The following is a 14051-nucleotide window of genomic DNA, read 5'->3' as shown; positions in this document are numbered from 1 at the left end:
CGCAGCCGCAACCATAATTATTTCCCGAGAAGGGCGGATTTCCTGTATGGCCTTTTCCGCCATATCTTTCTTTAGAGATTGCCAATTTTTGTCGTCCTTTCTGAATATTTTTGAAAGGAGTCCAATCAGATGCCGCTATTGTCTACTGATGAATTAAAAAGTTTGATAGAAAATTCCGCTAGTCCCTGTATCTCGATTTATATGCCGATGGAAAAGGCAGGGCCAGAGATTCGACAAAATCCGATTCGCTTCAAGAATCTCATGCGTGAGGCTGAGAACCGCTTGGAAGAAATGGGGATAGACCCGGATGAGGCGAGGGCATGGCTTGAGCAAGCGAATGCGATTGATAACTCTGAATTTTGGGAAGAAAACCAAGGCGAGGGGGTGGCAATTTTTATCTCTCCCGAAGTCTTTCGTTACTACCAGCTTCCGGTTGATGTTGAAGAATTGGTAATCGTTAGCGATCGCTTTCATATTAAGCCGCTGTTGCCTATCGTCAACAACGATGGACGGTTCTACATCCTAGCCCTTAGCCAAAAGGATGTCCGGCTGCTTCAGGCAACGCGCACTACGGTCAAAGAGGTGCATATTGAAAACTTGCCGAAAAGCAAGGATGAAGCTCTCCAATATGACGCGACTTCCAAGGACGGTCAGATCCGGATTGCCACATCAAAAGGGGGAACCAACAATACTTTTCAGCAACCCGGTAGTTTCCACGGGCAGGGAAGCCCGGATCAGGATGATATCAAGAAGGATCTCCTGCAATTTTTCCATCAGATTGATGGTGCATTGCATGACTTCTTCCGGAATAAGAAAGGGCCTTTAGTGTTAGCGGGAGTTGAGTATCTTTTCCCGATTTACAAAGAGGCGAATACTTATCAACATTTGGTAGAGCAAGGGATTACTGGAAATCCTGAAATATTCAAGCCAGAAGAATTGCACGAACTCGCTTTACCGATTGTGGAGCCTCTGTTACAAGAGAATATTGAGGGGGTTGTAGAGGTATACAAAGAACTGGCTGGAAACGATACGAGTAAAGTATCCCACGATATCAAAGAAATCATCCAATCTGCTTATTATCACCGGGTTGATTCTTTGTTTGTGGCGGTCGGCGAGCAGCGCTGGGGTCACTTTGACCCTGAAACCATGACCGTAGATTTACACCCTGAACCACAGGCGGACGACGAAGATATGTTGGATTTTGCCGCTACTCATACAATTTTGAACGGTGGTAAAGTCTATGCAGTGGAGCCGGAAAAAGTACCGGATGAGGCTCCGGTAGCAGCAATTTTCCGCTATTAATCAGCGATTGACTGCGATCGATCGTAGGGTTTCAAAATTGCTAAGTTTGTCAACCCCCCCGCTTCCCCAAGGACGGGGGGTTGAATATAAGTTAGGTCACTCAAGAAATCGTTTGGATCGCAATTAGGAGGAAAAATAAAAATTTCCTTTCCCTCTTTTAGTGCATTCTGGTGAAACGCGATCGCTTCTACCAAGGGACAAAACATAATTGGAATCCATCTGCCACTGTAAAAACAGACAACGACGCGGCTCATTGTGTACTCTTCCAGCAGGAGTGGATTTCGCCAAGGTGAAACCACACGAATTCTATGATAGGTATACTCTTTAGTTGTTCACGATTAGAAGTAAAAGGGCAACAGCCTTAAGTAGTATCTATTAACCTTTCTCGGAAGGGAATTATTAGAAAAATCGGTTGGCAGACACCCCTTGAAAGACAACCCTTGAAAATAGAATGACTTAAGACAAAGGGCAAAAAGTGGGTGTGGATTTGAAACCGTCTCTACCAGATTTTTGCCGAGCGCTACTTATTGATTCAACTGACGACGGGCGGCTGCTAAGAGAAGGCGTTGTTCGGCACGAGCGATCGCGTTATAGGTTCGCTCAACGGCATCTAGTTCCACAGAAATTGAGGGAATGCCCCACTGCACAAGCCGATCGATCAACTCTGGATATTGAGCCGGTGCTTGACCGCAGATGCAGCAGGGAATTCCTGCCTGTTTTGCCATTTGGATGAGTTGCGCGATCGCTTGCGTGACTGCTGGATGACGCTCATCAAACGCCGCCGCCATCTGCGCTTGGTCTCGGTCAACTCCCAGCAGCAGCTGGGTGAGATCGTTAGTGCCGATCGAGATTCCCTGGACACCCGCTTTCACGTAATCAGGTAGCAAAAATAGAACCGACGGCACTTCAGCGACGATCCAGAGTTGGAATTGAGGCGATTGGCTGAGTCCGGCTTGTTCAACGCGGCGGCGACAGAAGGAAAACTCTTCCACCGTGCGGACAAAAGGCAACAGCAAGCGGAGATTGGTATATCCCGATTGCTGCACCCGTACTAAAGCTGCCAGTTCTACATCGAACAAGGCGGGATTGGAAACATAGCTGAATGTTCCCCTCATCCCCAGCATCGGATTGGCTTCCGGGTGCCCCAAAGAACCACCAACTAAGTATTGAAATTCATGCGATCGCAAATCTAGAGAGCGATAAAATACCGGGCGAGGCGCAAATGCCTCGGCAAACTGGCACAGTTGTTGGGCAAGAATTTCCCTCAACTCGTCTTCACGCTGCTGCTGGAGCCATCGTTGAGGATGTTGTCCCTGCAAAACTTCCAGCAGCATCAGCTCAGAGCGCAATAATCCTACTCCATCCACCGGCATCTGAGCCGCGCGTTTGATACTGCTGGGTTGACTGAGGTTGACCAGCAGTTGAGTTGCGAGGACTGAGGACTGAGGACTGAGGACTGAGGGCTGAGGACTGAGGACTGAGGGCTGAGGGCTGAGGACTGAGGGCTGAGGACTGAGGACTGAGGGCTGAGGACTGAGGGCTGAGGGACGAGGAGTGGAAAGTGCAGCGTGAGGAGTGGGGAGTCCAGAGTGCGGGGTGAAGGCTGCAGAGTGTGGGGTGGAGAGAGAGGAGTGCGGAAGAATTTTCTCCCGCTCGCCTGCTTGAGCCTCAACGCGATAAACTGCTCCCTTGTCACCATCTACTAGCACGGCGTCGCCGGTTTGAATCAGCCGGGTGGCACCGACAGCACCAACAACCGCTGGGATGCCTAATTCCCTGGCAATAATGGCAGCGTGACAAGTCATCGCACCCTGTTCGGCAACTACAGCGACAGCCTGTTTTAGCAGTACCAGCCGATCGGGAGTAATGCTTTTGACGACTAAAATTTTCCCATTAACAGGCGAGTTTTCATCTCCATCGGTATCCGGGAAGTGGAGATGATTGGAATCAGTTAATACATGAGCGATCGCAATTGTCCGTCCTGCTGACGCTCCCAGCCCTTCGATCAAAGGCTTTAGGTCTGGTTCTGGCACTGTAGGCACTTTCCCTTCCTGTAGGCGGTGCTGAGTCTGGGGCGAAAAGAAGGATAAAGGAGCGAGCATCAAGGAGGAATGACCGATCTCTACTGAGTGCTGTAAGGATTCCTTAACCGCTCCTACTTTAATTTTGGACTCCTTCAAGCTCATTGCTGAGTGCCCAACGATGACTTGTGTGAGATACAACTGGTTGCCTTCATTTTCTTTTCCTGGAGAGAGCGTCCACTCCAAAGTAAAAGTTGGGCCGAGTTCAGTCCTCAGTTGCTTCGCCAGTTGAATAAGAACATCTAAGTGTTTTTCTTCCAGGGCGTAATAATTTTGTTGCTCTTCGTTGAGCAGATAAGCTTCTAGACAATTATCTACCCTTAATCGAGAAGGGTGGGTGTTTGTGAAATTCTCCGTGCTGTTTGTGTTGGTTTGGGCGTCCCTAAAGTTCTCAAGACGATAAGCACGGGTTTTACTGCCCAGATATCGAGTTTGCACTTCCCCCGTTTCTGGTTGCACCTGATAGAAATCTGGAACCACTTCTCCCAAGACTAGCGCCTTGCCCAGTCCCCAAGTTGACTGAATTTCCCAGCACTCTGGAGTTGCTTGAAGAGTCCCGGAAGCGATCGCATCTAAGACGGGTTGCACTAAAATCGCCAAGTTCAGCTGAGCAGTCTGAATACCCCAACAGTGCCAATAAAACAAACTTCTGGCACGAAACAGCTCTGCCCAAGCCAGCTTCAAACCCATCGCCAAGCTCTCTGGCGTCGCCAGACAAACGTGGGATTCTAAAAGCCCAGACTCTGGTAAAAGCACCCCGGTTGCCTGAACTTTAGACGCCGGATCTAAAGCCAAAGAGGGGCGCAAAATCAGCACCTTCGTTTGCCAATGCGCTTGTGCCGATTCTATCTCCGACATCCAAGACGACGGTAGCGTAGCGGCTGTAATTTCCTGCCGAATCGTTTGAGCAACGCTCTGTAGTTGGCGGGGATTATCTACATCCAGATGTAGCGAAGAATAGGGCAGGTCTAAGCCAAGCGGTGCCGACCATTGAATGCTTTCGAGAAATTGACGGGCTGCGGTTGCCGGAACGACAAAACCGGGCACGACCGGATAGCCACGCTGTATGACTCGGCTCAAGGAAAAAGCTTTGTCGCCTACCAGGGTGCGGTCGAAGGGTTGAATTTGGTCGAGCCAGTGGAGTTTTTCCACTCAGGTGAAAGGGTAAATAGGGAACAATGCATCATAACTTAATTATTTATTCATCATTCCGAATTTGACCCGGCGATTTCCAAAGATTCGCCACGACTGCTACCAACTGGGCGGTTTCCACCGGCTTAGAAAGATGGCGCTGATAGCCAGCGGCAAGAGTTTGCTGCTGGTCTTCCTCAGTGGTGTAGGCGGTCAGCGCGATCGCGGGAATTTTGCCTCCGCGTTCGGCTTCTCGATTCCGCAGTTGGCGAATCAGCCCATAGCCGTCCTCTAACGGCATTCCGATATCGCTAATCACCAGGTCTGGCAACTCTCGATCCAGTGCCTTTATGGCTTCTGGCACTGATGCCACGGCTCTCACACTTGCTCCTGCCTCCTCTAGAGTGGTGACAACGACTTCGCGGATATCGGCATCATCTTCCACTAACAGAAGGCGCAATCCGCTGAGAGCATGAGGATTGAGGGAAGAGGAAGAGGACTGAGGGCTGAGGACTGAGGACTGAGGATTCAGGGAAGAGGACTGAGGGCTGAGGACTGAGGGCTGAGGATTCAGGGAAGAGGAAGGGGATGAGGAGTGAGGATTGAGTGAAGAGGATTGAGGATTCAGGGAAGAGGATTGAGGATTCAGGGAAGGGGAAGGGGATGAGGAATTTTTTCTTTCTTGATTTGTGTCTTCTACCTCAGTCGGCACTTCGTGCTGGTGCGCTAAGACTCCTGAAGTTTTCAGCCCTACTTGCGTACTCTCTAAAAGAGGTAGGCGCACCGTAAAAGTGGCTCCGAGTCCTTCGCCTGGACTTTGGGCGCTGACGGTGCCGCCATGCATTTCTACAAGATAGCGGACAATCGCGAGTCCCAGTCCTAGACCTCCATGCGATCGCGTGGTTGTACTATCAGCCTGACGGAACAAGTCAAAGACATGGGGCAAAAAGTCAGGAGTAATACCCACTCCGGTGTCGCTGATTTGGATTTGGGCATAGTGAGTCATTGGTAATTGGTAATTGGTAATTGGTAATGGGTGAGATTCTTCCGCATTAGCCATTACCGATGACCTATTCCCAATAACGATTGACATTCGCACCGTCACTTGTCCGCCGTTCGGTGTGAACTTGAGGGCATTCGAGAGTAGATTTGACATCACCTGCTGCAATCGGACGGGATCGCCTTGGACACGTCCGCAAGAAGGGTCTAGCACTGTCTCTACTTGAATTTCCCGTGTCTGAGCTGTTGCCAGTACAGAATTAATGGAAGTTTGAATCACCGGCACTAGGTCAACTGGGAGGAGACTGAGGGGCAAGTTCCCCCGGATCATGCGCGAGACATCCAAAAGCGACTCAATCAGCTGCGTCTGTGCCTTGGCATTGCGCTCGATAGTTTCCAACGCTTGCGCCGTCCGGTTTTCATCAAACTTGCGACTGCGGAGTAGCTGTGCCCAACCCAGGACGGCGTTGATCGGAGTTCGCAGTTCGTGGGAGACAATCGCCAGGAACTGGTCTTTCATGCGATTGGCTTCTTGAGCTTCGTGGTAAAGTCGCGCATTGTCTACCGCCAAGGCAGCGCGGTGAGCTAGTTCAGAAGCCAAGGAGAGATCCGCCTGATTGTAGTGACGACCCGATTCGGCAGTAATAAAGGCGATCGCTCCCAAGATTCGTCCACGGGCAATTAATGGTAGGCACATATAAGATTTGAAATCTGCCTTGCGGAGGATTTCCAAGTGTTCCGGATCGCGGGCGATCGCGACGAGCAATTCATCGGAAACCTCCGGAGCGAGTTTTGCCTCACCTGTATGCAACACTTTTGCCAAACCACGGGGCACCTTGGGATCGAAGGGATAACGACGCTCTACCTCCCATGCCAGCTCAACCTTTGAGGCGTCTGCATGGGCAACCGCTCGTTGGCGAATCGTGCCATCCGGCTCAACTGTATGGACGGCGCACCAGTCGGCAAGGTGCGGCACCGCCAGATGTACGAGGCGTTCTAACGTAGCTTGATAATCCAGCGAGTCAGCCAGCACGACGCCAGCTTCCGAGAGGAATTGCCGTGACTGTTCCGCGCGCTTGCGATCGTCAATGTCGGTGCAAGTCCCGAACCACTTGACGACCCATTGATGGCGATCGCGTAGCGGCAATGCCCGAACCAGATGCCAGCGGTAAACGCCATCTGAGGCTCTCTTAAAGCGGCATTCCGCTTCGTAAGTCTCACCCGTATCAATAGCATTGTTCCAGCCGTCTACCGATGCCTGCAAATCGTCTGGATGGAGTATAGGCTGCCATCCCCAGCCTTGGGCTTGCTCCAGCGTCGTTCCCGTGTAGTCAAACCAGCGTTGGTTGTAGTAATCCACTGACCCATCTGGCTGTGCCGTCCACACCATCTGCGGTATCGCCTCTGCTAGGGAGAGATAACGCTGCTGCGCCTCTTCAGCTTGGGCACGCGCTTCCTGTTCGCGGACGAGCTGGAGCCGTTCTTTCTCAGATTTCTTGCGGTTGGTGATGTCTTCAATCACATACGCAAATTTCGGATGCAAACTGGAAGCTCCCTCGATGGGACAGACGCTAGCAGACAGCCACTTCTTACCCAAGTCAGTCTCGTGAGGGTATTCAAAGCGGATGGTTGTCTGGGTGCGTTGAGCCAACCGATATTGATGAATCCACAATCGCAGGTATTGCGGCGGGACTCCCAAACTGCTACTCAGTCGATTTTGCATCGCTTCGGGAGTTAGCCCAAAGAACTTTGCTGAGGTGGAGTTATCAGAAATATGCCGGATGTCATCTTCCACCAATTCGACAATTCCCATCATCAAAGAAGCGCTATCGAAGAAGCTGCGAAGGATGGATCTTTCCCATTTGAGTGCTTGAAGTGCTTGGTACCGTTCGGTGATGTCCTGAACGAGAGCCACGAAGTAATCAATTGAGCCGTCAGTACGGCGCACGCAGCGAGTCGAGATGCTGGCGTGGATCGTTTGACCATCTTTGCGGATAAACCGCTTGTCCATTGAGTAGGCTTCAATTTCGCCTGCTAAAATCCGCTGGAATTGCTCTACATCGGCTGGCAAATCATCGGGATGAGTTAATTGATCCCAAGTCATTTGCGTGAGTTCTTGCCGGGAATAGCCAAAGATGTCGCACAATTTATCGTTGGCGTCTAGCCAACCTTTGTCTGGCGAACTGATGGCGATTCCGACTAAAGGAAGTTCAAAGTAGCTGCGGAAGCGTTGTTCGCTCTTCCGCAGCTCTTGTTCGGCTTGTTGAGCCAGGGCAATTTGTTCTTGAAGTAATTCATTCGCTGTTGCGAGTTCGGCAGTTCTTTCCCGAACCCGAATTTCTAAATTTTGATGGGAAGCCTGCAATTCGCGCTGGCGGGAGGTGAGTTCTTTGGCTAAGGTGGCGAGGTCTATATCCAGAGTTTGTAACTCCTGCTGAAGAATCTCACGGGTGCGTTTCATAGCGATCGCATTCCCTACCCGCGCCCGGAGTTCCTCGATATGAAAGGGCTTCATCAGGTAATCTTGTACCCCTTCTCGTAACATCTGCACCCGTAGCTCGTCGTCTGCTTTCGCCGTCAGCAGAACAATCGGGATCGTATCGAGTTCCTTGATGGCTCTGACTTCCCGCACTAGCTGGTCGCCGTTCATTTGAGGCATCATCATATCGGTGAGGATTAAGTCAGGATGCAGGGCGATCGCTTTTTCCAATCCTTCCTGTCCATTCCGGGCACTTACGACCCGATTCTCTGGCGCTAAACTCTCGACGATGAAGCGATTCATTTCCGGATTGTCTTCAACTACCAGCACGAGTGGGGATTGAGAATTAGAAATTTCACCTTGAGGATTTTGCGCGGACTGTTCTGATGGGAAAATTTTTGATGACTGGTAATTTAATCCCGATTCCAAATCGTTGGGTTGATGCCCCAGTTCTGCCATTACAGAAAGGGCAATTTCCTTGTAATTTGTGGATGTTTTCGCCTGGGGCGATCGCGTCGAATCGATTTGAAGATTTGTCGAAGTCAGCTTGTCGGAGTCTGTAGCAGCTGGTTGCGCGATCGCAATCGTCTCCCCATCCAGATGAAAATCGCGATTCCCATCGGGTACTAGCAACTCTTCTGCATTGGTACTTAGAACGTCTGAGGGTGCTGCTTGCGGCATCCAGGTCGTGAAAACTGCCCCGCCTTTTGGAGCCTGGTTAACTTCTATGGAGCCGCCGTGCAATTCAACGAACTCCTTGACAATGGCTAGCCCCAGACCAGTACCGCCAAATCCTTGCTGAGTAACGAATTCCTCTTGGCGATACGGCTCAAAAATGACTTCCCGGAGTTCTGGTGGCACGCCTGGGCCAGTATCTTCAATGGTGAGGGTGAAGGATGAAGACGACAGGGAGTCCAGGGCGAAGACTTGCTCCTCTGTGCCTCTGTGCCCCTGCTCCTGAGGACTGACTTCCGCAAGGATGCAGCGGATACTACCTCCCATCGGGGTGAATTTGAAGGCGTTGGAAAGTAGATTGAAGCAGATGCGCTGCCACTTATCTGGATCGACACTCGCCCTAAGAGATGAAGGAGTTTCGACAACGAAGGATATCTGACGGTCTTCTGCAATGGTTTCAAAGTTGGCAGCAATCAGCCGCACCAGCTCAGCCACGTCGCTGAGCGCGTAGTTCACTTCCATTTTGCCTGCCTCCAGCTTGGAGACATCCAGCAAATCGTTGACCCGTTTGAGCAGGGTACGGGCGTTACGATCCACCAATTCTAGGTTTTGACGTTGTTCTGGGTTGGTCAGATTCGGCTCGGAGAGCAGTTTCTCCGTTGGCCCCAAGATCAAGGCAAGTGGTGTCCGCAAGTCGTGGCTAACGTTGGCAAAAAATTGGGTTTTTAATTGGTCAAGTTCCTTAAGTTTTTGGTAAAGCGTCTCTAACTCAACGTTTGCCGTTTCTAGTTGGAGTTTACGATCTTCAGAGGTTTTTGCAGAGGCAATCAGCGTCAGGACTTGAGGAACTAATGGCGGGATTACCAAGGCTGTCGTCACTGAAGCGATCGCTGTAATTAATTTAATCGTTCCAGATAGCCAATAAACGGGCATCCATAGTGTCCACACTTCTATAAAATGCGTGGCACCGCAGGCAATAATGAAAAATCCAAAGGCGATAAATACTGAATGAAAAGGAATATCTCGACGCGCTTTGTGGACTAAATAAACTAGCGTCACTGAAATCGAAACATACGCCAGTCCGATTAACGTATCGGTGGCAACATGAAGTGACACCAACCCTGGTTTCCACAAGTAGCAATGTCCATGTGGGATAAAACCATTCGCTGCAAAAAGATTGTTTAATAATTCCGGCCCTAGCCACAGACCCAGCAAAGTACAAATAGATACTACTAGCCCGTAGCCGAGAGCGGCCCAAGGTATGATATGCATAGATTGCTTTTCCCCTCCTGATACTATTTTGAGGGTTAAATCCCGACTTTGGGGATCGCGCCGCTCTCGTTCTTTCAGCCAATTGAGCAAGCAGTGCGTCTAGCGAATAAGCTTAGCGATCGCTTCTGCTAACAGGGATGGCTCAACTGGCTTAGCGATGTGTCCATCGAAACCCGCAGCGCTCGCTCGCTCGGTATCTGCCGAACTTGCATAGGCGGTGAGTGTGAGTGCTGGCAGCCGCCTCACTCGTTCTGCCGAATGGTTCCTGACTTTGGCAATTAGCGAATAGCCATCCTCCAAGGGCATTCCGATGTCGCTGACAAGGACATCCGGCTGAAACTGTTCGAGTGCTTCTAAGGCATCGAGAACGGATGCCACAGCAAGTATCTTTCCTCCATACTGTTCCAAGGCTGTGGAAAGAAATTCTCGTGCGTCTGCTTCATCATCTACAACCAGTATCCGCACTCCACTCAGAATGTTCAGGACAGGAGGAGTGAGGGAAGAGGAGGGAAGAGGACTGAGGGCTGAGGACTGAGGACTGAGAGAAGAGGAGGGAAGAGGGCTGAGGGCTGAGGGCTGAGGGTTGAGGGTTGAGGAGTAAGAGTAATTTTGGGTTTTCTCATTTGCTTGTTCTAGGTCAATCTGCACTTCCTGCCGCTGCGCTAACAGTCCTGAAGTTTTTAGTCCTACCTGTGTCCTTTCTAAGAGGGGCAACCGCACTGTAAAGGTCGCTCCGAGTCCTTCTCCTGGACTCGTCACCTCAACGGTGCCGCCATGCAGTTCCACCAGTTGGCGGACGATGGCTAACCCTAGCCCCAAACCCGCTTGCGATCGCGTCGTTGTACTATCCGCTTGCCGAAAGCGCTCGAAGACGTAGGGCAGAAAGTCAGGACTGATGCCCAATCCGGTGTCGCTGATTTCAATTTGGGCGTGGTTGGGAATGGGGAATGGGTTCGATGGGTTGCTATTCCCGATTCCCGATGACTCATTCCCCTTGACCGTTGACAACTTTACCGTGACTCGTCCGCCTTCCGGTGTGAACTTAATGGCATTGGAAAGGAGATTCCAGACGATTTGCTGCAAGCGTTCTGCATCACCCATCACAACGCCAATATCAGGAACGAGCATTGATTCTAGAGCGATCGCTTTGGCTTCGCAGGAAGGTAAGACGGTATTGATGGATGACTCAATTACCAATATCAGGTCAACTGGACGAATATTCAGGCGGATTTGCCCGCGAATTAGGCGCGAGACATCTAATAAATCCTCAATCAGTTTTACCTGTGATTTGGCGTTGCGCTCAATCGTCTCTAGCGCCCGCGCGGTGGTGGTTTCATTGAGTTTCCGCGTCCGGAGCATCGTCGCCCAACCCAGCATCGCGTTTAAGGGCGTCCGCAGTTCGTGGGAGACGATTGCCAAAAATTCGTCTTTGATCCGGCTTGCTCTCTCTAATTCTTCTGCCTGTTGCCGCAGAGTCGCTTCTAACTGCTTGGCGCGAGTGATGTCCTCGGCAATGCCAACAATGCGGTAAACCTCTCCCCGATCGTTTTGGATCGGAAAAGCGCGATCGCGTATCCAGCGCTCCTCGCCGTCGGGTCGGGCAATCCGATACTCTTGATCGTACTTTTCGTAGCTCTGCTTTTTCGCCGCAGCGATTACCCGCTCTCGATCTTCTGGATGGATGGAATTCACCCAGGATGAAGGGTCTTCGTAAAGGCTTACGGTCGTGCGACCCCAGATTTTTTCATAGGCGGGACTAACGTAGAGTAACTGTTTCGGAGCGTCCGAACGAATCCAGAACACTTCATCGATGTTTTCTGCCAGCTGACGGAACCGCTTTTCACTTTCTTTGAGTGCTTCCTCTGCACGCTTGCGTTGGGTGCGGTCGAGGACAAAAGCAACGCAACTATCGGGAGATTCTTCCAAGCGAGCCAACCCGACGAGAACTGGAACGCGGCTGCCATCTTTACGAACGTATTCTTTTTCCCAAGGCGTACACGTGCCGGAGTTCAGCATTTCTTGGTTTTTGTGCCGATCCAAATCGTCGAATTCCTCCGGGGTCATGATATCCCAACGCACTTTGCCCGTTTGTAGCTCTTGGCGGGTGTAACCGAGCAGATTCAAAAAGGCGTCGTTGGTATCGGTGACATTGCCGTTAAAGTCGGCGAAGACAACCCCGATGATATTGGATTCCACCAGACGCCGAAATCGGGCTTCGCTTTGCCGCTTTGCCTCTTCGGTGCAGTGCCGCTCAATGGCGATGCCTGCCAGATTGGTCGATATCTCAACCAGTTTCTGGTCGTGCAAACTAGGCGGTTGCGGCTTGCGGTAATACATCGCAAAAGTGCCTAAGATATCTCCATTCGTGGCAAAAATCGGGACAGACCAACACGCTTGGAATCCATGAGACAAGGGCAAATCTTTGTATTCTGCCCACAGGAAATCGTTGGCAATATCCGACACAACTACTGGTTCGCGCCGATAAACCGCCGTACCGCAACTGCAAGCTACAGCACCGATGGGAATCCCGTCAGGGACTGCTTGAAAGTAGCTGTTTGGAATGCTGGGTGCTGCACCGCGATAGAGTTTTTGCTTTTCTTTGTTCATCAGCAGAATGGAACACAGAGCGCCATCCGACTGTTGTTCGATCAACCGGGCGAGAACATCCAGTACGGAGGGGAGGGCGGCACCTTTGGCAATCATTTCCAAGACCGTGTTTTGCGTCGCTAACAAAGCTTGGTTTGAAGAGCGCTGGGTGATGTCGAAAAAGGTGACAACAGCAGCGACGAGTTTGCCCGCGCGATCGCATACCGGAGAGGAGCTGACGTGCATTGTGCCCCGCGTATCATCCCCCCGCAAAAATTGAATTTCTTCATCAATGACGACTTCGCCGGTGCTGATGGAACGTGCCAAAGGCCATTCCTGCGGCTGATAAGGTCGCCCGTCGGCGTGGAAGCCTTGGTACTCGCGGTACTCCTCAATATCCCTAGATTGCCGAAAAGGATGACGCCAAATCCGATCCACCTGCTCGTTGCCGAGGATCAGCTTCCCGGAGGGAGCTTCCGCAACAATCGCGCCGACTGGTAGCTGCCGCAGCACCGCTTCTAGGAGGGCGCGTTCGGTTTCCAATTGCGAATGAGCGCGATCGCATTCGTCTTGAGCAATTCGGCTTTCGCTGATGTCTAAAGTACAGCCAACCACGCGCACTGCACGCCCATCAGCATCTCGCACGATTAGCCCTCTATCCCAAACATATAGATACCGATCGTTTTTGTGGCGAATCCGATATTCAACGGTAAAACTACTACTGGCGGCGATCTTGCTGTTTATTTCCTCGTGTACCCGCTGTCGGTCATCCGGATGAATCCGCTCCATCCACCACTGAACAGTTGTTTGGGCTTCTTCAATTTGATAGCCTAGAACCTCACTCAGCCCCTGTGTCCTTTCTATCGTGTTCTGAGTCAGATCCAATTCGTAGATAATCCCATTAATTGCCGCAGCCGCCAGCTCAAAGCGCTCGTTTGCCCTCCGCAGCTTTTCCTCGACCTGTTTGCGTTCGCCCAGTTGCTGATTCAGAATGTCGTTAGTCGCCTCTAGCCTCAAAGCTTGTTCTGCGCGGCGCTTTAGAAACCCGACCATCAACACCAGAGCTGGTGTGGTGAAGGCTAGTACGAGCAAGTGACGGGCATTTTCGTCTGTGTACTCAAACAAATGTCCGGGGTTGGAAAAGAAGCCAAGGGCATACACCAGCGAAATCGCTGCGCTAATCAACCCAGCCCAAAAACTGCCGCTGAAGGTAGCATAAACAACCGTGGTGAGGGAAATCGGGCCTGGGTTGGGGATGGCAAATTTTGTCTGAGACAGCACCTCAATGGCGACAAGCGTCACCACTGTTAGGATGGGGCCAATGACCTGCGACCCGAAGCTCGTGTTCGACGACTTTTTTCTGACATGATTAGAGTCAGCCATTATTCTGGAACTTCAGCTAATTTTTTGGTGTAATTCGGTGTGAAAGTTTAAAAAAACTCTGATTCTTAAAGTTAAATTCATTAATTTTGTAAAAGATTAAGCTAGACGTTACTTGCGCGATCGCTTACAAACCTACTTGTATT

5 protein-coding genes are annotated in these 14051 nt (G+C 51.0%); 1 reads left to right on the top strand and 4 read right to left on the bottom strand.

Going from position 1 to position 14051, the window contains the following annotated elements; translation table 11 throughout:
• Positions 1-129: 129 nt before the first annotated feature.
• Positions 130-1302, top strand: a complete 1173-nt coding sequence (locus NDA06_RS09020; protein ID WP_190984884.1) for a hypothetical protein — start codon at positions 130-132, stop codon at positions 1300-1302.
• Here NDA06_RS09020 and NDA06_RS09015 read toward each other — a convergent pair.
• From NDA06_RS09015 to NDA06_RS09000, 4 genes are all read right to left on the bottom strand, one after another.
• Entirely contained in the window at positions 1299-1556 is a 258-nt protein-coding gene (locus tag NDA06_RS09015; RefSeq protein ID WP_190414119.1) for a hypothetical protein, read from the bottom strand. The two genes, NDA06_RS09020 and NDA06_RS09015, sit on opposite strands and share 4 nt — an antisense overlap.
• Before the next feature lie 270 nt (positions 1557-1826).
• Complete coding sequence (locus NDA06_RS09010; protein WP_190984883.1) at positions 1827-4535, bottom strand: putative PEP-binding protein; 2709 nt, start codon at positions 4533-4535, stop codon at positions 1827-1829.
• 46 nt (positions 4536-4581) lie between these two features.
• Positions 4582-9939, bottom strand: a complete 5358-nt coding sequence (locus tag NDA06_RS09005; RefSeq protein ID WP_242047362.1) for a PAS domain S-box protein — start codon at positions 9937-9939, stop codon at positions 4582-4584.
• Between the two features lie 99 nt (positions 9940-10038).
• A complete protein-coding gene (locus NDA06_RS09000; RefSeq protein ID WP_190984882.1) occupies positions 10039-13908 on the bottom strand; it encodes a PAS domain-containing protein in 3870 nt (1289 codons plus the stop codon).
• Positions 13909-14051: the final 143 nt, after the last annotated feature.

The organism is Trichocoleus sp. ST-U1 (genome assembly GCF_039961835.1).
Classification (GTDB): Bacteria; Cyanobacteriota; Cyanobacteriia; order Cyanobacteriales; family FACHB-T130; genus FACHB-T130.
The sequence above is the reverse complement of the archived record's forward strand: the minus strand, read 5'-3'. Positions and strand labels throughout refer to the sequence as shown.

Bases quoted from the DNA above. Each gene is read 5' to 3' on its own strand.
- NDA06_RS09020 (WP_190984884.1), top strand. From the start codon at position 130: ATGCCGCTATTGTCTACTGATGAATTAAAAAGTTTGATAGAAAATTCC.
- NDA06_RS09015 (WP_190414119.1), bottom strand. From the start codon at position 1,556: ATGAGCCGCGTCGTTGTCTGTTTTTACAGTGGCAGATGGATTCCAATT.
- NDA06_RS09005 (WP_242047362.1), bottom strand. From the start codon at position 9,939: ATGCATATCATACCTTGGGCCGCTCTCGGCTACGGGCTAGTAGTATCT.
- NDA06_RS09000 (WP_190984882.1), bottom strand. From the start codon at position 13,908: ATGGCTGACTCTAATCATGTCAGAAAAAAGTCGTCGAACACGAGCTTC.